We start from the raw sequence: 23009 nt of genomic DNA, 5'->3' as shown, positions 1-23009 counted from the left end.
GCCTTCAGATAGTCGTGACGCGGGACAGGTGCTTGCCGATCGGCCGAGTGGCGACGAAGCCGGTGACAGGGTCGGTGCCGACCTCGATGGTGATGCCGTAGGTCTCGGTCAGCGCGTCGGCCCGCAGGACCTCCTCCGGCGTCCCGGTCGCACGTACTCGCCCCTGATCGAGTAGTGCGATCCGGTCCGCCACCGCAGCGGCCTGGTTCAGGTCGTGCAGTACGACGCCGACGGCAACCCCGTGCTCGTCGGCGAGCTCACGGATCAGATCGAGGATCTCGATCTGGTACCGCAGGTCGAGGAAGGTGGTCGGCTCGTCGAGCAGCAGTACGCCGGTGTCCTGCGCGAGGCAGGTCGCGAGCCAGACCCGCTGGAGCTCACCACCGGAGAGCTCGTCGACGGCCCGCTCGGCCATCGACGTCACCCCGGTCACCGTCATCGCGTGGTCGATCGCCCGGAGTCCGTCCGGGTCGTCGTTGCGCCAACGGCTCCGATGCGGATGACGCCCGTACCCGACGACGTCACGCACACTCACGCCGTTCGGAGTGGGCCGCGACTGCGACAGGAGCGTGACCTTGCGGGCGAACTCCTTGGCGGACAGGTCGAGCGCGTTCGCACCGTCGGGAAAGGCGATCCGGCCGCCCTCCGCGTGATGCAGCCGCGCGAGCGCCCGCAGGACGGTCGACTTCCCACTACCGTTGGGACCCACCAGCGCGGTGACGCTCGCCGGCTCGATCCGCACCGAGGCGCCGTCCACCACGAGCCGGCCGTGATACCCCAGCCGCAGCTCGTCGCCCGAGAGCCCCACCATCTCCTGCATGGCAGGAGGATAGCCTTACCTAACCTGTCATGTCAGGTCGTACCTAGTGCGCGTACGTCGTATGTGCACTAGGTTGGAGGCGTGGACGAGGCGCCGTACCTGGTGATCGCGGGAGAGATCCGGCGGCGCATTTCCGTCGGCGAGCTGAAGCCGGGAGATCGAGTGCCGTCGACGCGCGCGTTGGTGCGGGACTTCGGGGTCGCGATGGCGACCGCCACGAAGGCGTTGCAGGTGCTGCAGCAGGAGCGCCTGGTGCACGCCAGTCCCGGAGTCGGGACCGTCGTCGGTCCGCCGCCTCGCGACAGCCGGTCGATCAGCACGGTGAAACGGGCGGTACGCGCGGCTCCCGCGGAGGCCGGTCTGGATCTCGACCTGGACGAGATTGTCCGGATGGGGATCGCGATCGCGGATGCCGAGGGGCTCGCGGCCCTGTCGATGCGACGGATCGCGGCCGAGCTCGGCGTCTCCACGATGGGCCTGTACCGCTATGTCGGCGGCAAGGATGCGCTGGTCCTGCAGATGGTCGGCACCGCGATGGGCGACTTCCCGTTGGGTGACCTGCCGGCCGGGTGGCGCGACGCGGTTGCCATGGTGGCCCGGACCGAGTGGGCGGCGTACCGGCAGCACCTCTGGCTGGGGAACGCGGTCACCCTCGGCCGCCCGCAGTTGGTCCCGCAACTCCTCCCGCACACCGACGCCATGTTGAGCGCGCTGCGCGGCCTCGGCCGGAACGACGCTCTGTACGCCGCGATCACCGTCTTCGGCTATGTCCGTGGGGTGGCGCAGGCGCTGGAGGCCGAGGTCCAGGCCGAGCAGGACACCGGGCTGACGAACGACGAATGGGCCGACCGGCAGGGTCCGCAACTCGCCGAGATGATCAGCTCGACGGACCTGGCCGGCTTCCACTGGTTCTTCGCGGAACGGTTCGAGTTCGATCTCGACCTGGACCAACTGTTCGAGTTCGGTCTCGAACTCCTCCTCGACGGCCTGGAAAAACGGCTCGCCCGGCTACGCTGAGTGCTGACCGTCTCGAGGAGGTGCCGTGGATCCCGTGTTCGCTCCGGACGTGCCGGTCGGCGTACGGCGGTTGTACGAGCGCCGGCCCGAGTTGTTCGTCCCCGCGAGTGCTGCCCGCCCGAAGCGATCGACCTCGTGGTCGGAGGCGCCGGGGAGTACGTTCGGCTCGCTGCTCGTGTGGCTCGCGGTCTGTGTCGGCGGATGGGTCCTCGCGCTGATCATCATGGCTGCGACGTTGCCGGCCGAAGTGGTCGCGTGGGTGGCGGTCGCGCTGGCCGGCGTCGCGGTGGTGGCGACCGGGGTGGTTGTGGTGAAGTCCATGATCGAGGATCGCGGGCACAAGGCGGTCCGGCTGCAGCACACGAAGTACCTGCTGGCGGAGGACTTCGACGACGACGCGGTCCGCTTGCTCGGCCGGGCGCAGCGCGCGGTGAAAACGGTGCTTGAGGCAACAGTCACCCGGCGTGGGTTGCTCGACGAGGTGAAGAACGACCTGGTCCTGCCGGAGCAGTTGTGGGATATCGCGCAGGTCCTGCGGGAGCAGACGGTGCTGCGCGCCCGGCAGCGCGAGGTGGCGCGGGGGATGGCGACCGCCGAGCTCGAGGCCGTGCTCGGACCGCAGCGGCGGGCGCTGACCCTGTCGGTGGACGCCATCAAGAACAAGGTCGCCCTGATCGAGCGGTACGCCGAGCGCGTCCGGTCCGCCGACGCCGCCCTCCGCGCCGAAGCCGCCCTGGACGACGGCGACCGCTACATCGAGCTGCTGGCCAAGACCGAACCCGTCGGCGACACCTCGGTCGTCCAGGATTTCACCGACGAGGCCGACGCCCTCCACAACACCCTCACGCGCACGATCAACGCAGCGCGCGACGCCGGCCGCACCCTCGCTCTCCCCGATTAGATCGAGGCCAGCAGGTCCGCTTCTTGCTCGGGGGTGAAGCCGAAGTCGAGCTCCGGAGTGCCGCGGTCCTGGTCCCACGCGAGCAGGTCGGCGACGGTCTGGCGGAAGGGCGTGACGGACATTCCCGCAGCCCGGGCCTTGGCCGGATCGCGGCGGCGCTCGCCCCACTCGGGCTCGGGCTCCATCAGCGGGAACCGCGCCGGCGCGGCATCCCTCGGCACCTGGACAAGCTCGACCGTCGTGCCGGACAGCTCGGCGGCTGTCTCGATCAGTTCGGCGATGGTGCTGAACGGCCCGACCGCGTTGTACGCACCGGACCGGTGATCCGCGATCAGTTGGACCACGAGCCGCCCGACGTCCCGGCTGTCGATGAACTGCAACGGTTGTTCCGGCTTCGTCGGCAGCACGACCCGGCCGCCGGCGGCGCCACGTCGTACCCAGTAGATGACCGTGCTCGCGCCGTCGCCAGGGCCCGTCACCCGGCCGGGACGAATGATCGTCGCGCGGTCGCCGTACCGCTCGAGGACGTCGTCCTCGCAGGCGACCTTGCACGGGCCGTAGGTCTCGTTGGTGAGTACGTCGGCCGCACGCAGCGGCTCCCGGCGCGGCGCGGTCTCGTCGGTCCCCGGCGGCAAGTTGCGCACGTAGACCGCGTGACTCGACACGAACACGTACCGCCCGACCCGGTCCCCGAGCACGTCCATCGCCTCGTCGACCTGCTTGGTCTGATACCCGCTCAGATCGACGACCGCGTCCCACTCGCCGTTCCGCAGCGCGTCGTAGTCGCCGGCATCGCGGTCGCCGACCAGTTGCGTCACCTCGGGCGGCAGATCGGTCCCGCTCTTACCCCGGCTGAACGACGCGACCTCCGCGCCCTGCGTCAGTGCGTCCGCCACGATGGCGCGCCCGACGAATCCGTTCCCACCCAGCATCAGAATCCGCACAACGACCGAACCTAGCCTGGCGCCGACCCGACCGCGACCCTATTAGGCTGACGACCATGACAACCACGGTGATTGTTGCCGGTGGCACCGGCGCGGTGGGGATGGCAGTGACCGCGGAGTTCCTGCGGTCCGGCTGGCGCGTCGTCGTACCGGGCCGGTCCGAGGAGTCCCTGGCCCGGCTCGGCACCGACCCTGCGCTCACCCCGATCATCGCCGACCCGTTCGACCCAGCCGGTACGGCGGATGTCGTTGCGCTCGCCACCTCCGACGAGACCGCGCCCCTGACCGCGCTGGTCAACCTCGTCGGTGGGTTCGCCGCCGGTGCGAGGGTCGACGAGACCCCGATCGAGGAGTTCGAGGACCAACTCCGGATCAACCTGCGTCCGACGTACCTGATGACTCAGGGCGTGCTCCCGCATCTGCTCGCCGCGGGTGGTGGCGCGATTGTCTGTACGTCGAGCGGGTCCGCGCTGCGACCGTTCTCCGGGGCGGCCGGGTACATCACCGCGAAGGCCGGCGTGCTCGCGTTCGCCGACGCGCTGCACGCCGAGTACGCGCGCGACGGCATCCGGGTGAACACGATCATCCCCGGCACCATCGACACCCCCGCCAACCGAGCGGCCCAGCCGAAGGCCGACACCAGCAAGTGGTCCCCGCCGGCCCGGATCGCCACTGTGGTCCGGACCCTGGTCGAGATCGACGGATTCGCGGGAACTCGTCTCGCTGTGTGACAACCGATGGGCCCTGTAACACGTCTGAAGAGGTAGTGGGGCGGGTACCTGACGCACACTGGTAGCTCGGGGAGACGGCGACAGGGGAGCCATGGGGAGAGGTGCGCGGGTCGCGGCCAAGCGACCACGATCGGTGCCGAAGCTGCTGGGGCTGACGCTTCTGGGCGCACTTCTGCCCGGACTCGGACTGATTCTCGGTGGTCGGCGGCGGATCGGTGCGTTCGTCCTCACTCTGTGGCTCGGGTTGGTCGCCCTCGGCGTGTACGTCGGTCTCACCCGGCGTGACCAGGTCCTCGCGGCCGCCGTCGTACCGAGCCGGTTGCTGACGACCTCGGTCGTGATCGGCGCGATGGCGTTCTTCTGGATCGTGGTGATCGTCGCCTCGCACCGGTCGTTGCGTCCGGCAACAGGTGGGGCCGGTGGCCGCGCGGTCGGCGCGGTCCTCGTCGGCGTCCTCTGCTTCTCGATCGCGGCGCCGGCGGCGATCGGCGTACAGAGCGTCCTCGCGCAGCGCACCCTCGTCCAGGACGTGTTCCAGGCCCAGGGTGAGAGCAAGAGCGCGACCCGGCCGACGACGGTCAACGTCAAGGACCCGTGGGAGGACAGGCCGCGGCTCAACCTGCTGCTGCTCGGTGGCGACGACGCGCCCAGCCGGATCGGGGTGCGGACCGACACGGTGATCGTGGCGAGCATCGACACCAAGACCGGTAACACCGCGCTGATCTCGATGCCGCGGCAGCTGACCTTCATGCCCTTCCCGAAGGACTCACCGCTGCACAAGTTCTACCCGAACGGCTTCGGCGAGGAGGGCCTCAGCCTCGAGGGCCGGCTGGAGTGGATGCTGACCGCGATGTACCAGAACATCCCGGACGCGCACCCCGGCATCCTCGGCCCGTCCGACAACGAGGGCGCCGACGTCGTCAAGCAGTCCGTCGGTGAGGCGACCGGGCTGAAGATCGACTACTACCTGCAGGTCAACCTGACCGGCTTCCCGGAGCTGGTCGACGCGCTCGGCGGGCTCACCGTCAACGTCAACGAGCGGGTCGCGATGGGCGGCATCAGCAGCGCACACATCCCGCCGAAGGAGTGGATCGAGCCGGGTCCGGACCAGCACTTGGACGGGCGGCACGCGCTCTGGTTCGCCCGCGGCCGGTACGGCGCCGACGACGACCAGCGCCAGATCCGGCAGCGCTGCGTGATCAAGAGCATGGTCGACGCGGCGGATCCGCAGACGCTGGTGACGAAGTACAAGGCGATCGCGAAGGCCGGGCAGCACCTGCTCCGCACCGACATCCCGCAGGAGCTGCTGCCGGCTTTGGTCCAGCTCGCGCTCAAGGTGAAGTCGGGGACGGTCTCCAACGTCACGCTCGATGTGTCGAAGCTACGGCTGAAGTACCTGCACCCGGACTACGAAGGTCTGGCGGAGACCGTCAAGAAGGCCCTCGAGGCCCCGGCGACTCCGGCGACTCCGAGCACTCCGGTTTCGCCGAAGCCGACCCGGCGGCCGACGACCTCGTCGACGTCCACCACGCCGCCGGCGGGTCCGACCCAGAACCTCGCCGACGCCTGCGCCTACCACCCGGCCGGCGACCAGCCCAACTGACCCGGGCGGCGGGGAAACAGTTTGTCCGAGGGTGTCGATCTGGTGCTTGCTTGCTCGACGTGAGAGTAAGTGATGGACCGAGACGACGAGGAGTCACCGCGATGCGCTTCATGATCATCAACAAGGCGGATGCCGACAGCGAGGCCGGGAAGTTTCCGCCGCCGGAGGTGGGCGAGGGGGTCGGCCAGGTCGTCGAGGACCTGTCCAAGGCCGGCGTACTGCTCTTCGCGGAGGGCGTGCACCGGAGCTCGCTCGGTGCCCGGGTGAGCGTCCAGGACGGTCGGCGTACCGTCACCGATGGTCCGTTCGCCGAGACCAAGGAGCTGGTCGGCGGCATCATCGTCGTCGAGGTCCGCAACCGCGACGAGGCCGTCGAATGGGCCGCCCGCCTGGCCGAGGCCCTCCGCGCCGAGGTCGAGGTCCGCCGAGTCGTCGAGGAAGCCGACTTCAACCCCGACTCCGACCTCTTCAAGAACTAGCCACACACAACCCAGCCGGGACAGTCCCATGGGACATCCGTCTGACCGGTCACCGTCCCCGGCGCCTCACCGCTCCCCGACGGCTGATTGTTGCCGCCTTCGGCGGGGCGCGGATGGTGGATCCGCGGCTCAGGTGATTTGCGCAGAGTCAGTGTCGTGGGGTCGGTCCTCGCGGAGGAACTGTGGTTTGGTCGTGCCTTCGGAGTCACTGTGGTTCGCGGTCTCCGCTGCGTGATCGTGCTAGTCACGGCGGCGTGCGTCAAGGGCGCCTTCGGCGTCGCTGCGCGATCTTCGACCCTTGACCCACACCGCCGTGACCAGGGAAGGACGCAGCTACGCGGATCCCGCGGGGAGCTATGAGCCAGGTGATGTGATCCCGGTTGGTCGGTGTGGGATCGGGGTGGCCTGGTTCGGTTGGTTCGGTGTGGTTGGGTGCGGCAGCCGGTGCACTGGCTGATCCAGGCATGTGTCCGCGCGACCGGGGTTGGGGTGGATATCTTCCCACGTCGGGCACACCATCCTCCCGGGACTCTTCCCTGCAGGGCGAGTCCCGCCACCTGGACAATCCCGGCCACATCTCGAGATTCACCGGCGTCGTGCGTCGAGTCGTGGATCGGGGTCGGCGACACGCGCCAATTCTCGCCGAAATCCACGACTCGCCAAACCCGGCACCAACCACACGCCACACGGGCGAAGGTGTGCGTCGGGCTTCCGGTGAGATGGTTGGGAGGGATGAGGGTGGGTTGCTGTTGAGCTGTTCGTGTTGTTCTATCGGCGGGTGACGGTTGCTGAGGCGCATGGGACGGTTGACGCGGTCTGGCGGATCGAGTCGGCGCGGATCATCGCGGGGGTCGCGCGGATCGTGCGGGACGTCGGGCTGGCCGAGGAGCTGGCGCAGGACGCGTTGGTGGCGGCGCTCGAGCAGTGGCCGGAGTCCGGCGTACCGAAGAATCCTGGTGCCTGGTTGATGGCGATCGCCAAGCGGCGCGCGATCGACCTGATCCGGCGCAAGGACACGTACCAGCGCAAGCTCGCCGAGTTGGGCCACGAGCTCGAGATCGACGGCGAGAGTGTCGAGGACGACGTGGAAGCGATCCTGGAAGACCACATCGAGGACGACCTGCTGCGGCTGGTCTTCACGGCGTGTCATCCGGTGCTCACGATGGACGCCCGGGTCACGCTGACGCTTCGGCTGCTCGGCGGCCTGAAGACCGACGAGATCGCGCGCGCGTTTCTGGCGCCGGAGGCAACGATCGCCCAGCGGATCGTGCGGGCCAAACGCAACCTCGCCAAGGCCAACGTGCAGTTCGAGGTCCCGGCAGGTGACGACCTGCTCGACCGGCTGTCGTCAGTCCTGGAAGTCGTCTACCTGATCTATAACGAGGGGTACGCCGCGACCGCCGGCGACGACTGGATGCGCCCGACCCTCTGCAACGAGGCGATGCGCCTCGGGCGCCTGCTGGCCGAGCTGCTGCCCGACGAGCCCGAGGTGCACGGCCTGCTCGCGTTGATGGAGCTCCAGTCGTCGCGCGCCAACGCCCGCGTCGGCCCCGACGGCGAGCCCGTCCTCCTGCTCGAGCAGGACCGCCGCCGGTGGGACCGCCTGCTGATCCGCCGCGGCCTCGAAGGCCTCGACCGCGCGTGGGCGCTGGAGAAACCACCCGGCCCGTACCTGCTGCAGGCCGCGATCGCCGCCTGCCACGCGCGCGCCGCGGACCCCGACGACACCGACTGGACCCGCATCGCCGGCCTGTACGCCGTCCTCGCCCAGGTCACCCCGTCACCGGTCGTCGAGCTCAACCAGGCCGTCGCGATCTCGATGGCCTTCGGTCCTGAGCGAGGCCTGGAAGCCGTCGACGAACTGGTCGACGACCCGTCGCTCAAGGACTACCACCTCCTCCCGAGCGTCCGCGGAGACCTCCTGTTCAAACTCGGCCGCCTCGACGAAGCCCGCCACGAATTCGAGAAAGCCGCAGCCCTCACCCGCAACGAACGCGAACGAACCCTCCTCCTCGAACGCGCCGCCGCCTGCTAGCAGCAGCACCCGGCTCACTCGGCGGCGATCTCGCGGTTGGTGCGGCCCTGCGCGACCGCGGTCGCGATGGCTCGTTCGCGGTCGGTCACTGTGAGCTGTGGAGGAGGCTTGCCTAGGTCGGTAGGCCGAACCAGCGCTCCAGGGCTTCGGTGAGGCCTTCGTCGTTGCCTGCAGGGGAGGCCCAGGCGACGTAACCGTCGGGACGAATGAGCATCGGGGTTTTGCCGTCGACCTGGCGGAGGCGCTTGTCGTAGCCGGGGCGTCGTACGTTGACCAGGAGGCCTCGGCCGTCCGGGAGTTTGGTTGCCGCAGGCACGAATTTGCCGACGTACGGGTCGCCGGTGCCGGCGTAGTCGATCTCGGTGCCGTTGGACATCCCCAGGAAGTACGCGAGCGCGTCGGGGAGAGCCATCACCTCGCGCATCACGTCGCGGAGAGCCTCCACCTGCGGACCCGGGCGCATCAGCGCGACCTGCGCCCGGGTGTTCCGCAGCACCCACGCCGCGATCGGATGCCGTTCGGAGTGGTACGTGTCCAGCAGTTCGTCGCCGACCAGGCCGCGGGCGACCAGGCCGAGCTTCCAGCCCAGGTTGGCCGCGTCCTGCAGGCCGAGGTTGAGGCCCTGCCCGCCGATCGGCGAGTGCACGTGCGCCGCGTCCCCGGCCAGCAACACTCGGCCGCGGCGATACGTGGTCGCCTGACGGGTGTTGTCGCTGAACCGGAGCCCGCCGTCGAAGCGGGTCACGGTCACGTCCGGGACTCCCGACGTACGGCGGATGCTCGCCTGCATCTCCGCCGCGGTCAGCGGCGCGTGCCGGTCATCCGGACCGCCGGCGAACTCGATCGTCGCGATCTCGCCCGGCAGCATCGAGACCTCCAGCAGACCACCCGGAGCGCGCGGGCTCGACCGCAACGCCGAAGGATCCGCGACCGCGACCGAGGCGACCCGGCCGGTCATGGTCGCGTCGGTGCCGGCGAACTCGATTCCCACGGCTGTCCGTACGACGCTTCGGCCGCCATCGCACCCGACGAGGTAGCGTCCCCGGACCGACGAGCCGTCCGCGAGCGTGGCAACCACGGCCGTGCCCTCGTCGACCACATCGACGACAGCGGTTCCGTCGCGTACGACGACGCCGAGCGAGGTGATCCACTCCGTCAGCACCCGGTCCATCTGGTGGGGTTGGAGCATCGCCCAACGCTGGTCGCTCGGGTCGCCGAGCAGGGGCATGAGGCCGAAGTGCCCGCGGGACCGGCCCTCCTCCAGCAACTTCATCAACGAGTCGACTCGAGCGGCAGCACCCTCGCCACCCTTGGCGGCGATCAGCTCGAACATCTCCCGCTGCGCGGCGAAGATGTCGTCGTCCAGACCGCGTAAGGCGAGTGTCTGCAGGCTCCGCACGTTCATCCCGCGCAGGTGAATGCTCCGCGCTCGCCGTTCGGACGCTGTCGTTGCCTCTAGCACCAATGGCTCGATGCCCGCAAGCTTCAACTCACCGGCCAGCAGCAGCCCTGTCGGCCCACCGCCAACCACGACCACGTCCACGACCGGCTCATCCACGAGCGCAACTTAACCTGACGACGGATCACCCGACCGAAAAGGCCCGGCAGACAGGATCCGCCGGGGGTTTCGTCGGGCTAGCTACTGACTACTCGGAGCAGCCCTTCTACTTCGAACAGGTGTAGATCGTTGCGTTGTCGAGCCACCAGTTGGCTGGGAGGAGGTCGGCGAAGTCCTTGCCGTGCTCCGTCCAGCGGAACTTGAGTTGTTTGCCGGTGAAGTCGGACAGATCGAGCCGGCTGGTTTCCCAGCCGACTTGGCCGCCTTCGCGCTGACCGAGGCGGGCGCCTTCAACGGGGTCGTCGGGCGGATCGAGTGCGCGCGGCCGATCGCGTCGCGCTTCGTGACGACGCCGGCGCCGCCGGCCTTCGGGGTGTCGATGGTGCGGACCTCGGGGCCCCTCACCAGCGGGACCGGCACCGCCGGGTCCGGTGGGGCGCCGTTCGCGGACCCCGGCGCCGCCAGGGTCAGTGCGACTGCACCGGCGGCAAGGCCGGCCAGCCAGGTACGAGCATTCACAGGCTTCCTCCCAGTTCCGTCAGATGCCGGGAACGCAACGAGCCCCCAAGCTCGCTCCCGGCCGGAACGTGCGCCACGCTGCGGCAAACCCGCTGCGGAACACCTTGTGCGGGACACCTGATCCGGCAACCCTGGTGCAGCAAGCGGGGGCGGACGCTTGTGCTGGCTGCACACACTGTCATCCGACGACTGCGGCCCGCGATCTATCTCACAGCCAGGGTCGGAAAACCCCGGAACGACACGGGTTTTCCTCCTCGGCCCGCGACCCTGGTGTCGATTTCCGGAGTCGTCGCTCGACGCAGTGACGAGGCCGCTTGGCCCGCTGAACGAGGAGATCGAGATGAGCAGCACAGTGGCTTCCCAGCACGCAGTGGTTTCCAAGGACGATACGACGATCACGTACGACCGTCGCGGCGATGGACCGGCGCTGGTCCTCGTCGACGGGGCGTTGTGCAGCCGGGCGCAGGGCCCGATGCCCGACCTGGCCGAAGGGCTGGCCGATCGGTTCACGGTCTACAACTACGACCGGCGAGGTCGGGGCGATTCCGGCAACGCGGAGACGTATCAGGTCGAGCGGGAGATCGAGGACCTGGCGGCGGTGATCGAGGCCGCGGGTGGTTCGGCGTACGTCTACGGCTCGTCGTCCGGCGCGGCGCTGGCGCTGCGGGCCGCGGCGGCAGGCGTGGCGATCGAGAAGCTGGTCGCGTTCGAGCCGCCGTACGTCGTCGACGGCAGCCGCAAGCCGATCCCGCGCACGTGGGTCGCGGACCTGGCGGCGCTCGAGCCGGCCGGCGCGGTGAAGTACTTCATGACCAAGGGGATCGGGCTGCCAGGGATCGTGGTGACGATGATGAAGCTCATGCCCGGCTGGAAGGGGATGATCGCCGTCGCCCCCACCCTGTCGTACGACGCGGAGATCGTCGGCGACAACTGCTTCGGTACCCCGATGGATTCGGCGCAGTGGGCCGGTATCGCCTGTCCGGTCCTCGTCGTGAACGGCGGGAAGAGCCCGGGCTGGATGAAGACGTCGACCCGGGTGCTCGCGGACGCGGTGCCGGCCGCCGACCACACCGAGGTGCCAGGCCAGAACCACATGATCAAGACGGCCGCGATCGCTCCGGTCATTGCCGGGTTCTGCCGGTGACGGATCTCCAGGCCATCACAATCGCGCTCGCCCGGCCCCGCTGAGCGGGAACCGGGCGGGCGCGACAGATTGTGATGGTGTGGAGAACCGCTGGGATCAGGCGCCGGCGATCAGGCCGGCCCCGCCCGCGCGGGCAGCGTCGAAGCGCGCCTGGGCGTCGGCCCAGTTGACGACGTTCCACCACGCCTTCACGTAGTCGGGCTTCACGTTCTTGTACTGCAGGTAGAACGCGTGCTCCCACATGTCCAGCATGGCGATCGGGGTCTGTCCGGCCGGCAGGTTGCCCTGCTGGTCGTACAGCTGGTGGATCAGCAACTGCTCGCCGAGCCCGTCCCAGCCCAGGATGGCCCAGCCGGAGCCCTGGATCGTGGTGGCGCTGGCGGTGAAGTTGGCCTGGAAGGCGTCGAACGAACCGAAGGACTCGTCGATCGCGGCGCCGAGCTCGCCGTCCGGCTTGTCGCCGCCGTCCGGGGACAGGTTCTTCCAGAAGATCGAGTGGTTGACGTGGCCGCCCAGGTTGAAGGCGAGCGTCTTCTCCAGCCCGACGATCGAGCCGAAGTCGCCCTTCTCGCGCGCCTCGGCCAGCTTGTCGAGGGTGTCGTTCAGGGCCTTCACGTAGGTCGCGTGGTGCTTGTCGTGGTGCAGCTCCATGATCTCGCCAGCGATGCTCGGCGCAAGGGCGCTGTAGTCGTAGGGGAGGTCGGGAAGCGTGTACGTGGTCAACTCTGCTCCTTCGTCGGGGCCCCGCGGGGGCCGGTATCACCGATGTCCTGGTTCAGCCACCAGCTTGAAACTTCAACCAGGGTTGAGGTCAAGGCGCCACGCGGGACAGCCGCCCCGCCCGGCACCTCCGGCCAGTGCCCGCTTCGACCGCCGCTCACACGGCGTACCGACCGGACCCCTCCAGCTTCACATACTGTCCCGCGGAACCCACGGCGGAGTCTCACTTGACCGCAAGTACCAGCTTCCCGCGGGTCCGGCCGCTCTCCAGCCGACGGTGCGCGGCGGCCGCGTCGGCGAGCGCAAAGACCTCCTCGACCTCGACCCGGACCGCTCCGCTCTCGATCAGTGCGGCGATCTCGGCGAGCGCGTGGCCGTCGGGCTCAACCAGGTACGACGCCACCCGCACGCCGGACTCCTTGGCCTTGGCGAGCAGTTCCGGCGAGGTCCCGGACGGTACGGCGACAATCAGGCCGCCCGGCCTGGTGACGGCCACAGACTGCGCCAGCGTGGTCTCGCTGCCGATCAGCTCCACGACGACGTCAATGTCCTTGGCCACCTCGGCAATGTCCGCGGAGTGGTAGTCGATCACCTCGTCCGCGCCGAGTCCGCGCAGCCAGTCGTGCTTACCGGCACTCGCCGTACCGATGACGTATGCGCCGAGCTGCTTGGCGAACTGGACGGCCAGGTGCCCGACCCCGCCCGCGGCCGCGTGGACGAGCACTCGCTGGCCCTCCTGCACGTCGGCCAGCACGGTCAGGATCTGGTACGCCGTGAGCCCGGCCAGCGGGACGGCCGCAGCCTCGGTGTGGCTGAGGTTGGATGGCTTGCGGGCGAAGTGACGCGAAGGCGCGGTGACGTACTCCGCGTACGCCGACGCGGCGCGCGGGAACCACGGCATCCCGTAGACCTCGTCGCCGACCGCGAGCGTGTGCACGCCGTGCCCGACCTCCTCGACGACGCCGGAGACGTCCCAGCCGAGGATGAACGGCGGCCCGCCGAGGATGCCGGCCATACCGGAGCCGGCTCGCGTCTTCGCGTCGACCGGGTTGATCCCGGCCGCGTGAACTCGGACCAGGACCTCGGTCGGGAGTGGCGTGGGACGGTCGGCCTCGATCAGGTGCAGGACCTCGGGGCCGCCGTAGCTGTCTTGACTGATGGCTCTCATGGCTCGGAAGCTATCGCAGGGGAGGTAGTATCCCGCAAGGACCACTACTACCTAATGGGAAGTACGGACGATGGCGACCACCTGTTTGACCGGCATGCACGACAAGCACGACGTGTACGCCTCGCAATGCCCGTGCCGGGATGTCCTCGACCTGCTCGCGAACAAGTGGGCCGCCCTCGCGATCGGTGCGCTGGAGGACGGCCCGTTGCGGTTCGGCGAGCTGCAGCGGCGGCTGCAAGGGGTCAGCCCGAAGGTGCTGACCCAGACGTTGCGCCGGCTCGAGGACAACGGCTTCCTGCATCGGGAGATCTACCCGGCCGTGCCGTTGCACGTCGAATACTCGCTGACCGAGCTCGGCCACAGCGTCTCCCAGCCGCTCGCAGCCCTACGCACCTGGGTCGAGACCCACCTCGACGAGCTCAGCGCCTAGCGCCTTCGCGAACTCCGCCGGCTGCTCGGGCCTACTCCATAAGCGGCTCCTGGTCCGATGGACACTCGGCGAGGAAATTCATGGTTCGTTCTTGCTCGGCGGCTGTGCCGATCGGCGCGAGCATCAGGTCGGTGATGCCGGTGTCGCGCAACTGGTCGAACCGCTTGGCGATCGCGTCTTCGGCACCGACGAGCAGTACGTCGGCCGGTCCGGTCGCGCCCTCGCGATCGAGCATTGCGCGGTACTCCGGCACCTGGCCGGCCATCGCGAAGTCGGTCGCGAACCGCCCGCGTACGGCGTCCTCCTCGGCGGTCACGCACACCGCGAACCCGGCCACGATCCGCGGGGGAGTGTCCGCCGCCTTCGTGATGGCAGGGACGACGTGATCAGCCAGAGTGCGAGGGCCGGTCATCCAGGTGATAGTTCCGTCGGCGAGCTCGCCCGCCACCCGCAGCATCGCGGGCCCGAGCGCGGCGACCAGGACCGGCGGCGCCGCAGCGCCTTCGACGCTGACTGATCCAACCGCGGTCAGCGTGTCGCCGTGATGGTCGACGGACTCTCCGCGCAGCAAGGGCCGCAGCACTTCCAGGTACTCGCGGAGCCGTCGGGCCGGCCGGTCCGTGGGCAGCCCGTACATCGTGTCGACCATCCGCGCGATCCCCGCCCCGATCCCCAGAATCAAACGATTGCCAGTCGCTGCCTGGACGGTCAAGGCCTGACTGGCGAGCACCAACGGATGCCGTTGCGGGAACGGCACTACCGCCGTGCCGAGCTCGGAAGATCCCGGGCCCGCTACAGCGAGCGTGGTGAGGGCGTCGACGTTCGGTCCCTGCGAGATCCAGGCCGTGCGCTCTGTCGCCCGGAGCTGCTCGGCGATCACACCGAGGGTGCGTTGTCCGCGCACGTCGCCGTACGCGAGTCCGATCTGCATCCAAGCCTCCAGTGGTAAACGGGGTGGTCCCCCAGTTATGCCTTGCTACGATATGGGGGACCACCCCAGTTAGCAAGAGAGTTGATCATGCGAGCCGACGCGCAGCGGAACTACGACCGCTTGGTCGCGGTCGCCGCGGAGGTCGTCGGTGAGCAGGGCGCCGACGCCTCGCTGGAGGAGATCTCGCGCCGGGCCGGCGTCGGTTCGGCCACGCTGCACCGCCACTTCGGCGGCCGGGGTGCGTTGCTCGAGGCGGTGTTCCGGAACAGCATCGACACCGTCTGCCGTCAGGCCGAAGAGCTGCAGGCTCATCCAGAACCCCTGCAGGCGTTGACGATCTGGCTGCACGGCATGGTTGCCCACATCACCAGCACCCGCGGTCTGGGGCCGGCTCTGGTGATGAGTGCCGAGCGAGGCTCGGAGTGTCACGAGCGCATCCTCGCCGCCGGCGGCAGCCTCCTCGACCGGGCTCAGGTCCGCGACGACATCACGATCGACGAGCTGCTGAAACTCGTCAACGGCATCTCACTGGCCAGCGGCCAGGACACCACCCAGGCCGACCGTCTCCTCGACCTGGCAATCCAGGGGATAGCACCCGGTCCTAGCTAATAGACTTCGTGGTCTAAACCCTCCGAACGATGGCTTGAGGTTTGTTGTGCTCACCATGCAGGACGCGCTGATCGCGCTGACGAAGTACTGGACCGATCGGGGCTGCATGATCGTGCAGCCGTTCAACACCGAGGTCGGTGCCGGGACGCTGAACCCCGCGACGATCCTGCGCGTGCTCGGTCCCGAGCCGTGGCGGGTCGCGTACGTCGAGCCGAGTGTGCGGCCCGACGACAGCCGCTACGGCGAGAACCCGAACCGCCTGCAGACCCACACCCAGTTCCAGGTGGTGCTCAAGCCGGACCCGGGCAACCCGCAGGAGCTGTTCCTGTCCAGCCTCGAGGCGCTCGGCGTCGACATCCACGCCCATGACGTCCGGTTCGTCGAGGACAACTGGGCGAACCCGGCGACCGGTTCCTGGGGTCTGGGCTGGGAGGTGTGGCTGGACGGTCTGGAGATCACCCAGTTCACGTACTTCCAGCAAGCCGGCGGCATGACGGTGGACCCGGTGTCGGTCGAGATCACCTACGGCATCGAGCGGATCATGATGGCGCTGCAGGGCGTCTCGCACTTCAAGGACATCGCTTACGCGCCAGGGATCTCGTACGGCGAAGCATTCGGCCAGGCCGAGTACGAAATGAGCCGCTACTACCTGGACGATGCCGATGTCGAGTCGCAGAAGCGCCTGTTCGAGGAGTACGCGAACGAGGCCCGCCGGATGATCGACGACCGCCTCCCGGTGCCCGCGCACATCCAGGTGCTGCGCTGCTCGCACACGTTCAATGTGCTCGACGCCCGCGGTGCCGTGAGTACGACGGAACGCGCCAAGGCCTTCGGCCGGATGAGGACCCTGGCCCGCGAGGTCTCGCGGCTGTGGGCCGAACGGCGCGAAGAGCTGAAGTACCCACTCGGGATGGCAGAGCTGCCGCCGGCCGCGCCCCAGCCGACCGAGTTCCCGGCGATCAGCGGGACCCGGCAGCTGACCTTCGAGATCGGTACCGAAGAGATGCCGCCGTCCGAGGTCACCAAGACGGCCGAGGCCGTTCGCGCGGCCCTGACGGAGAAACTCGCCGCGACCAGGCTGGGCCATGGCGACATCACGACGTACGCAACACCTCGTCGCGTGGTCGCGTTCGTCGCCGGCGTCCAGGCCGGCGAGCCGGACGCGGAGCGAGTGGTGCGTGGCCCGCGCAAGGCGGCCGCGTACGACGGCGACGGCAACCTCACCAAGGCCGCCGCCGGGTTCGCGCGTGGTCAGGGTGTCGAGGGCGGTGAGCTGCACACGCTCGAGGTCGACGGCGTCGAGTACGTCGCGGTCACCAAGCCGGACCCGGGTCGTGGTGCGGCCGAGGTCCTGAGCGGCGTCCTGAGCGAGATCGTCAGCGGCCTGCGGTCGGACAAGAACATGCGCTGGAACGACGCCAAGCTGTCGTTCACCCGGCCGGTTCGCTGGCTGGTCGCACTGCTCGGCGACGAGATCGTCCCGGTCTCGGTGTCGTCGCTCGCCGCCGGCCGGACCACGCGGGTCCACCGGACGGCCGCGCCGCCGCAGGTCGAGGTCGCCTCCGCCGAGGGGTACCTGGATCTGCTCCGGATCCACGGCATCGAGGCCGATCCGGCGCGTCGCCGCGACGCCATCGTCACGACGTCGCGGCAGCTCGCGACCGATGCCGGCGGCACCATCGACTTCGAGGGCGAGGCCGCTCTGGTCGACCAGATCGTCAACCTGGTCGAGGAACCGACCGCGATCCTCGGTCACTTCTCGGCCGACTACCTCGACCTGCCGAGCGAGATCCTCACCACGGTGATGCGCAAGCACCAGCGGTACCTGCCGGTCCGCGATGCCGCGGGCAAGTTGCTTCCACACTTTGTTGCCGTCGCCAACGGTTCGGTCGAGGAAGACGTCGTCCGCAGTGGAAACGAGGCGGTCCTGCGGGCGCGCTACGAGGACGCCGCGTTCTTCTGGCGGGCCGACCTGGAGACCTCGCTCGAGGACATGAAGGGCGAGCTGGACAAGCTCGCCTTCGAGGAGAAGCTCGGGTCGATGGCGGACCGCGCGGGCCGGATCGGGCGGATCGCGCTTGCGCTGGCTCCGGTCGTCGAGCTGGGCGAGGACGACCTGACCACGCTGCGTCGGGCTGCGGAGCTGGCGAAGTTCGACCTCGGTTCGCAGATGGTGGTCGAGCTGACCAGCCTGGCGGGCACGATGGCCCGTGAGTACGCGCGTCGGGCCGGTGAGACCGAGGCCGTCGCGCAGGCCTTGTACGACATGGAGTTGCCGCGTTCGGCCGGTGATCCGGTGCCGTCGACGACGCCGGGTGCCCTGCTGGCGTTGGCGGATCGCTTCGACTTGCTGGCCGGTCTCTTCGGCATCGGCGCGAAGCCGACCGGTAGCTCGGACCCGTTCGCGCTGCGTCGCGCGGCCGCCGGTGTGGTGGCGATTCTGCGCGAACACCCGGAGCTACGGGCGATCACGCTGCCCGTCGGTCTGCAGGCCGCCGCCGCGGAGATCGGTGCCCAGGGCATCGACGTACCGGCTGAGTCTCTGGACGAGGTCGCCGAGTTCACCGTACGGCGGTACGAGCAGCAGCTGCTCGACCGTGGTGACGACCACCTGCAGGTCGCCGCAGTGTTGCCGTTGGCAACAGCCCCCGCGGTCGCCGATGAGACTCTGAAAACCTTGCAGGGCTTGGTGGGCAACCCCGACTTCGCCGAGCTGGTCGCCGTTCTCCAACGCGTCCGCCGGATCGTCCCCGAGGGCACTGATCCGTCGTACGACCCGAGCAAGCTCACTGAGCCCGCCGAGGTGGTCCTGCACGAAGCCGTCCAGAAGGTGGGCCAAGCTCCCGCCGACCTGGCCGACTTCGTCAGCGCCGCGACAGTCCTGGTCGAGCCGGTCACCACGTTCTTCGACGAGATCCTGGTGATGGCCAAGGAGCCGGAGGTCCGGGCCGCTCGCTTGGGGCTGCTGGCCACCATCAGCCAACTGGCTGCTCCGGTCCTGGACTGGCAGGCGCTCGGGTCCAGCCTGTCGGCCTGATGCTGACGCCTACGGAGGTTGCCGAGCGGTCGGAGGAGTTTGCGCCGCGGTTGCGAGCGCATCTGCCGCCGACGCCGCTCGTGCGGTACGGCGCGCTGAGCGACGAGGTCGGCGCGGCGGTGCTCGTGAAGAGCGAGCACCTCCAGCGGACCGGATCGTTCAAGGCGCGCGGGGCGATGGCGAAGGTTCTGACGCTTACGGACGAGCAGCGGCAGGCCGGGGTCGTCACGGCCTCGACCGGGAACCACGGCCTCGGCGTCGGCAACGCGCTCGCGACGCTGGGTGGGCACGGGATCGTCTACCTGCCCGAGAACGCGTCGCCGAGCAAGGTCGCCGCGTTGCGCCGGCTCGGGCTGGAGATACGGGCTGAGGGCAACGATTCCGGCGTCCTCGAACCGAAGGCGCGGGCCTATGCGGCCGAGCACGGCCTGACGTTCGTGTCGCCGTACAACGACGCGGATGTCGTTGCAGGACAGGGCACCACGGCCGTGGAGATCCTCGAGCAGCTGGGCGGTTCGCCGCTCGACGCGGTGGTGGTTGCCGTTGGCGGCGGCGAACTGATCAGCGGTGTCGCCGCCGTGCTCAAGAAGCACCTGCCCGGGATCACGGTGTACGGCGCCCAGCCCGCCGTCGACGACGCGATGGCCGCGTCGGTCCGCGCGGGGGCGATCGTCCAGATCAATGCATCGACGACACTCTCCGACGGCACGGCGGGAAGTGTCGAGCCAGGGAGTATCACCTTCGACCTGTGCAGCGAGCTGGTCGACGAGTGGGTGCTGGTCAGTGAGGACTCGATCCGGTCCGCGCTCCGGCTGGTGATCGACACCGAACACCAGTTGATCGAGGGTTCGGCCGCCCTCGCGTTCGCGGCCGCGCGTGATCGTCGTACCGAGCTGGCCGGCCGGCGGGTCGCCGTCGTGTCGTGCGGCGGCAACATCTCCTCGAGCACGCTGGTGGCGGCGCTTGCGTGAGTTAGTTGTTCTGGGCACCGGAAGTCAGGTGCCGTCCAGGGAACGCACGCAGAACGGGTACTTCCTGCGCTGGGACGACGAGGGCTTCCTCTTCGACCCGGGCGAGGGCACCCAACGGCAGATGCTGTACGCCGGGATCGCGGCCGGTGCGATCACCCGGCTGTGCGTGACCCACTTCCACGGCGACCACTGTCTCGGCGTACCGGGGATTGTGCAGCGGATGTCGCTGGACGACGTACCGCATCCTGTTCGTGCGCACTATCCGGCGTCCGGGCAGACCTACTTCACCCGCTTGCGATACGCCGCGTCCTTCTTCGAACGGGCCGAGCTCCTCGAAGAGCCGGTCGAGGACGACGGTCTGCTCTCGGTGGGCTCGTTCGGACAGCTGTGGGCTCGGCGGCTCGAACACTCGGTGGAGTCCTTCGGATACCAGTTGATCGAGCCCGACGGTCGCCGCATGCTCCCGGCCGAGCTCGCGGCGTACGGCGTCAGTGGGCCGGACGTCGGCCGGTTGCAGCACGCGGGATCGCTGGTCGTGGACGGTCGTACGGTCCGGATCGAGGACGTCAGCGAACCGCGGCCGGGTCAGCGGTTCGCGTTCATCATGGACACCCGACTCTGCGACAACGTCCTGCGTCTGGCCGCTGACGCGGACCTTCTGGTGATCGAGTCGACGTACCTGTCGTCGGAGACCGAGCTGGCCCGCCGGTTCGGGCACCTGACCGCTCGCCAGGCCGCGCGGGTCGCGGCCGAGTGTGGGGTGCGGAAGCTCGTGCTGACCCACTTCTCGCAGCGCTACCTGGAGCCTGAGCGGTTCCACGAGGAGGCCGCCGCCGAGTTCTCCGGCGAGATCGTGGTCGCCTCGGATCTGAGCCGTACACCTGTCCCGTCCCGCCGCTAGCCGGATTTCCGCAGCAGTCCGGGGAAATTCGGCCCTGGCGCCGATGTCGGCCGACCGAGGGCTGGGTGAACAGTGAATGACCAGCGGCTCATGAGTGCTCAACTACCGCGACGGCGGATTAGCATTCTCGGCGAATGGAAATTGCCGATCATCAGGAGCAACCTCTCGTGCGCACTCCCCGTCGCCTGCCGGCGGCCATCGCACTGGTTGGTGTCGGCGCGGTGGTGGCGGTAGCCGTCTGGCGGCCCTGGGAGGGTTCGGCCAGCGCGGCCGGTAGTCCGTCCGAGATCACCGTGTCGCGCAGCCAATGCGGTCAGGGCTGGACCGACGCGAAGACCGGTCGGCAGACGCTCACCCTGCACAACACCGGTGATGCGGCCTCCGAGGTCGACCTCGTCGAGGTCGGCAGCAACAAGGTGTACGGCGAGGTCGAGGGTCTGGGCCCGAACACGAGCGCACCGATGGACGTGCAACTCGGCGCCGGCCGCTACGCGATCCGTTGCCTGATCGAAGACACCGACGCGATCACGGGTCCGACAGTCACCGTGGCGGGCGACGCGAAGGGTGGTCCGGCCGCGGTTGTAGTGACCAAGAACGAGATGCTCCCGCTGGTCAAGCAGTACGAGGCCGCGGTCGCCGGCGGGGTCGCCGACCTCGCAACCAAGACGGACAAGCTGCGCGCGGACGTGGACACGGGTGACCTGAAGGCGGCGAGGACGGACTGGTTGGCCGCGCACCTGGCGTACAACTCGCTCGGCGCGGCCTACGACGCGTTCGGCGACTTCGCCGACAAGATCGACGGATCCGCCGGCTTCCACCCGCTCGAAAAGGGCCTGTGGCACAACGCTTCCGCTGCCGGCCTGAAGCCGATCGCCGACCAGTTGGCCGCCGACGTCCACGGCCTGCAGAAGGATCTGCCGAACGAGCAGGTGGATCCCAACGACCTCGGGCTGCGCGCCCACGAAATCATGGAGAACGCGCTCCAGTTCGAGCTCACCGGCGAGAACGACCAGGGCAGCGGCACATCGCTGAACACCACGCTGGCGAACCTGAACGGTACGGCGAAGGTGCTGGCCATCCTGAATCCCGTGCTCAAGCCGCGGTACCCGGAGTTGCCCCAGGTGCAGAAGTCGGAAGACCGGGTCCGCGCGCTGCTGACCGCGCACCTGAACACCCCGGTCGGCCAGCTCGACCAGGCCACCCGTGAACACCTGAACGGCGCGGTCGGCGAGTTGCTGGAGCAGCTCGCCCCTGTCGCCGCAATCTGCGAAGTTCGGAGAAGCTGATGACCGACGTAGGACGCCGGTCCTTCTTGCGGGGCGCGATCGTCGGCGCCGGCGCGGCGGCCGTGACCGGTCTCTCGGTGTCCGCCGAGGCCGATGCGTCGACCACCACGTCGGTGGAGTTCCACGGCGTACACCAGGCCGGAATCGAGAACGATCCACAGAAGCAGGCGATCTTCGCGTCGTTCGATGTGATCGCGGCCGACAAGGCCGAGCTCACCGAGCTGCTGAAGACCCTGACCGACCGGGCTCGGCTGCTGACCGCGGGGGGCGCGCTCCCGCCACTCGGGATCACGGCCCCGCCCGCGGACTCCGGCGTACTCGGTCCGGACATGCCGGGCGACGACCTCACGGTCACCGTTGGGGTGGGGGCCTCGCTGTTCGACGGGCGTTACGGCCTGAAGGACAAGAAGCCCGCCAAGCTGACGCCGATGAAGGAGTTCCCCAACGACAGCCTGGACGAGAGCCAGTGCCACGGGGATCTGAGCCTGCAGTTATGTGCGACGGAGCCGGACACCGTGCTGCACGCGCTGCGCGACATCGCCCGGCACACGCGCGGCGCCATGCAGCTGCGGTGGCGCGTCGACGGTTTCCAGAGTCCGCCGCGGCCGTCCGGCACGCAGCGCAACCTGATGGGGTTCAAGGACGGCACCGTCAAACCGGCCACCTCCGATCACGACAAGCTCGTGTGGGTGGTCAAGGGCAACGGCGAGCCGGCCTGGACCGAGGGCGGCAGCTACCAGGTGCTGCGCCAGATCCGGATGCTGGTCGAGTTCTGGGACCGGGTGTCGGTCGGTGAGCAGGAGAACATGTTCGGCCGGCGGCGGGACTCCGGTGCGCCGCTGGACGGCAACCACGAGACCGATCTGCCGGACTATCCGGCCGATCCGACCGGCAACGCGGTCCCGTTGACCAGCCACATCCGGATGGCCAACCCCCGAACGGCGCAGACGGCGTCCAGCCAGTTCCTGCGCCGCGGTTACAACTACGACAAGGGGACCGACTCGGTCGGGAACCTGGACATGGGCCTGGTGTTCTGCGCGTACCAGCAGGACATCGCCCGGCAGTTCGAAGCCGTACAGACCAGGCTGATCGACGAGCCTCTCGTCGACTACATCCGGCCGGTCGGTGGCGGTTACTTCTTCGTGCTTCCCGGTGTACGGGACGGCAACGACCACTTCGGGCGGTCGTTGCTCGCATGAGTTACT

Annotated in this window: 20 protein-coding genes; 14 read left to right on the top strand and 6 right to left on the bottom strand. The window is 68.9% G+C overall.

From position 1 onward, the window contains the following. Positions 1–4 precede the first annotated feature (4 nt). Positions 5–820, bottom strand: coding sequence for an ABC transporter ATP-binding protein (locus tag ACWF4Z_RS35335; RefSeq protein ID WP_452247571.1), 816 nt, complete (start codon positions 818–820; stop codon positions 5–7). An 81-nt stretch (positions 821–901) separates the two neighbouring features. Between ACWF4Z_RS35335 and ACWF4Z_RS35330 the strand changes: the two genes are divergently transcribed. Together ACWF4Z_RS35330 and ACWF4Z_RS35325 are read left to right on the top strand one after the other, a co-directional pair. Next, on the top strand, positions 902–1837 hold the full coding sequence (locus ACWF4Z_RS35330; protein ID WP_452247570.1) for a GntR family transcriptional regulator: 936 nt from the start codon (positions 902–904) through the stop codon (positions 1835–1837). A 25-nt stretch (positions 1838–1862) separates the two neighbouring features. Further along, on the top strand, positions 1863–2738 hold the full coding sequence (locus ACWF4Z_RS35325; RefSeq protein WP_452247569.1) for a hypothetical protein: 876 nt from the start codon (positions 1863–1865) through the stop codon (positions 2736–2738). Here ACWF4Z_RS35325 and ACWF4Z_RS35320 read toward each other — a convergent pair. Then, positions 2735–3682 carry an NAD-dependent epimerase/dehydratase family protein gene (locus ACWF4Z_RS35320; protein ID WP_452247568.1) on the bottom strand — a complete coding sequence of 316 codons (948 nt, stop codon included), beginning with the start codon at positions 3680–3682 and terminating at the stop codon, positions 2735–2737. The two genes, ACWF4Z_RS35325 and ACWF4Z_RS35320, sit on opposite strands and share 4 nt — an antisense overlap. A gap of 56 nt (positions 3683–3738) precedes the next feature. On the opposite strand from ACWF4Z_RS35320, the gene ACWF4Z_RS35315 reads away from it, so the two are divergent. From ACWF4Z_RS35315 to ACWF4Z_RS35300, 4 genes are all read left to right on the top strand, one after another. Beyond that, positions 3739–4413: an SDR family NAD(P)-dependent oxidoreductase gene (locus ACWF4Z_RS35315; protein ID WP_452247567.1), complete on the top strand. Its 675-nt coding sequence runs from the start codon at positions 3739–3741 to the stop codon at positions 4411–4413. Positions 4414–4504: 91 nt separating this feature from the next. Further along, entirely contained in the window at positions 4505–6016 is a 1512-nt protein-coding gene (locus ACWF4Z_RS35310; protein WP_452247566.1) for an LCP family protein, read from the top strand. A gap of 101 nt (positions 6017–6117) precedes the next feature. Beyond that, positions 6118–6495: a YciI family protein gene (locus ACWF4Z_RS35305; protein ID WP_452247565.1), complete on the top strand. Its 378-nt coding sequence runs from the start codon at positions 6118–6120 to the stop codon at positions 6493–6495. 778 nt (positions 6496–7273) lie between these two features. Continuing rightward, a complete protein-coding gene (locus ACWF4Z_RS35300; RefSeq protein ID WP_452247564.1) occupies positions 7274–8530 on the top strand; it encodes an RNA polymerase sigma factor in 1257 nt (418 codons plus the stop codon). A 112-nt stretch (positions 8531–8642) separates the two neighbouring features. Here ACWF4Z_RS35300 and ACWF4Z_RS35295 read toward each other — a convergent pair whose 3' ends face one another. Next, the gene (locus ACWF4Z_RS35295) at positions 8643–10088 is read right to left on the bottom strand and encodes an FAD-dependent monooxygenase (RefSeq protein ID WP_452247563.1); all 1446 of its coding nucleotides are present in this window, start codon (positions 10086–10088) and stop codon (positions 8643–8645) included. 859 nt (positions 10089–10947) lie between these two features. On the opposite strand from ACWF4Z_RS35295, the gene ACWF4Z_RS35290 reads away from it, so the two are divergent. Beyond that, positions 10948–11751 carry an alpha/beta fold hydrolase gene (locus tag ACWF4Z_RS35290; RefSeq protein ID WP_452247562.1) on the top strand — a complete coding sequence of 268 codons (804 nt, stop codon included), beginning with the start codon at positions 10948–10950 and terminating at the stop codon, positions 11749–11751. Positions 11752–11847: 96 nt separating this feature from the next. Here the strand turns inward: ACWF4Z_RS35290 and ACWF4Z_RS35285 are convergent, their stop codons facing one another. Both ACWF4Z_RS35285 and ACWF4Z_RS35280 read right to left on the bottom strand, forming a co-directional pair. After that, positions 11848–12474: a superoxide dismutase gene (locus ACWF4Z_RS35285; RefSeq protein WP_452247561.1), complete on the bottom strand. Its 627-nt coding sequence runs from the start codon at positions 12472–12474 to the stop codon at positions 11848–11850. Between the two features lie 220 nt (positions 12475–12694). Further along, positions 12695–13639 (bottom strand): NADP-dependent oxidoreductase, encoded by a 945-nt coding sequence (locus ACWF4Z_RS35280; protein ID WP_452247560.1) that lies wholly within the window; start codon positions 13637–13639, stop codon positions 12695–12697. A gap of 70 nt (positions 13640–13709) precedes the next feature. On the opposite strand from ACWF4Z_RS35280, the gene ACWF4Z_RS35275 reads away from it, so the two are divergent. Then, positions 13710–14069 (top strand): winged helix-turn-helix transcriptional regulator, encoded by a 360-nt coding sequence (locus ACWF4Z_RS35275; protein WP_452247559.1) that lies wholly within the window; start codon positions 13710–13712, stop codon positions 14067–14069. 31 nt (positions 14070–14100) lie between these two features. Here ACWF4Z_RS35275 and ACWF4Z_RS35270 read toward each other — a convergent pair whose 3' ends face one another. Beyond that, a complete protein-coding gene (locus tag ACWF4Z_RS35270; protein WP_452247558.1) occupies positions 14101–15000 on the bottom strand; it encodes a TIGR03564 family F420-dependent LLM class oxidoreductase in 900 nt (299 codons plus the stop codon). An 87-nt stretch (positions 15001–15087) separates the two neighbouring features. On the opposite strand from ACWF4Z_RS35270, the gene ACWF4Z_RS35265 reads away from it, so the two are divergent. From ACWF4Z_RS35265 to efeB, 6 genes are all read left to right on the top strand, one after another. Then, positions 15088–15609, top strand: coding sequence for a TetR/AcrR family transcriptional regulator (locus ACWF4Z_RS35265; RefSeq protein ID WP_452247557.1), 522 nt, complete (start codon positions 15088–15090; stop codon positions 15607–15609). 55 nt (positions 15610–15664) lie between these two features. Further along, entirely contained in the window at positions 15665–18646 is a 2982-nt protein-coding gene (locus ACWF4Z_RS35260) for a glycine--tRNA ligase (RefSeq protein ID WP_452247580.1), read from the top strand. Further along, positions 18646–19617: a pyridoxal-phosphate dependent enzyme gene (locus tag ACWF4Z_RS35255; protein ID WP_452247556.1), complete on the top strand. Its 972-nt coding sequence runs from the start codon at positions 18646–18648 to the stop codon at positions 19615–19617. The genes ACWF4Z_RS35260 and ACWF4Z_RS35255 overlap by 1 nt, the downstream gene beginning before the upstream one ends. After that, positions 19610–20518: a ribonuclease Z gene (locus ACWF4Z_RS35250; protein ID WP_452247555.1), complete on the top strand. Its 909-nt coding sequence runs from the start codon at positions 19610–19612 to the stop codon at positions 20516–20518. Before ACWF4Z_RS35255 ends, ACWF4Z_RS35250 begins: the two co-directional genes overlap by 8 nt. 134 nt (positions 20519–20652) lie before the next feature. Then, complete coding sequence (locus tag ACWF4Z_RS35245; protein ID WP_452247554.1) at positions 20653–21804, top strand: EfeM/EfeO family lipoprotein; 1152 nt, start codon at positions 20653–20655, stop codon at positions 21802–21804. After that, entirely contained in the window at positions 21804–23003 is a 1200-nt protein-coding gene (gene efeB, locus ACWF4Z_RS35240; protein WP_452247553.1) for an iron uptake transporter deferrochelatase/peroxidase subunit, read from the top strand. The genes ACWF4Z_RS35245 and efeB overlap by 1 nt, the downstream gene beginning before the upstream one ends. The last annotated feature ends 6 nt before the right edge of the window (positions 23004–23009 follow it).

It is taken from the genome of Kribbella sp. NPDC055071 (assembly GCF_053608045.1).
This window is presented reverse-complemented; position numbering and strand designations above follow the sequence as displayed.

Excerpts from the sequence above, each read along its gene's own strand:
- ACWF4Z_RS35290 (WP_452247562.1), top strand. The coding sequence starts at position 10,948 with ATGAGCAGCACAGTGGCTTCCCAGCACGCAGTGGTTTCCAAGGACGAT.
- ACWF4Z_RS35335 (WP_452247571.1), bottom strand. The coding sequence starts at position 820 with ATGCAGGAGATGGTGGGGCTCTCGGGCGACGAGCTGCGGCTGGGGTAT.
- ACWF4Z_RS35280 (WP_452247560.1), bottom strand. The coding sequence starts at position 13,639 with ATGAGAGCCATCAGTCAAGACAGCTACGGCGGCCCCGAGGTCCTGCAC.
- ACWF4Z_RS35270 (WP_452247558.1), bottom strand. The coding sequence starts at position 15,000 with ATGCAGATCGGACTCGCGTACGGCGACGTGCGCGGACAACGCACCCTC.
- ACWF4Z_RS35275 (WP_452247559.1), top strand. The coding sequence starts at position 13,710 with ATGGCGACCACCTGTTTGACCGGCATGCACGACAAGCACGACGTGTAC.
- ACWF4Z_RS35310 (WP_452247566.1), top strand. The coding sequence starts at position 4,505 with ATGGGGAGAGGTGCGCGGGTCGCGGCCAAGCGACCACGATCGGTGCCG.
- ACWF4Z_RS35315 (WP_452247567.1), top strand. The coding sequence starts at position 3,739 with ATGACAACCACGGTGATTGTTGCCGGTGGCACCGGCGCGGTGGGGATG.
- ACWF4Z_RS35260 (WP_452247580.1), top strand. The coding sequence starts at position 15,665 with ATGCAGGACGCGCTGATCGCGCTGACGAAGTACTGGACCGATCGGGGC.
- ACWF4Z_RS35245 (WP_452247554.1), top strand. The coding sequence starts at position 20,653 with ATGGAAATTGCCGATCATCAGGAGCAACCTCTCGTGCGCACTCCCCGT.
- ACWF4Z_RS35255 (WP_452247556.1), top strand. The coding sequence starts at position 18,646 with ATGCTGACGCCTACGGAGGTTGCCGAGCGGTCGGAGGAGTTTGCGCCG.
- ACWF4Z_RS35265 (WP_452247557.1), top strand. The coding sequence starts at position 15,088 with ATGCGAGCCGACGCGCAGCGGAACTACGACCGCTTGGTCGCGGTCGCC.
- ACWF4Z_RS35305 (WP_452247565.1), top strand. The coding sequence starts at position 6,118 with ATGCGCTTCATGATCATCAACAAGGCGGATGCCGACAGCGAGGCCGGG.
- efeB (WP_452247553.1), top strand. The coding sequence starts at position 21,804 with ATGACCGACGTAGGACGCCGGTCCTTCTTGCGGGGCGCGATCGTCGGC.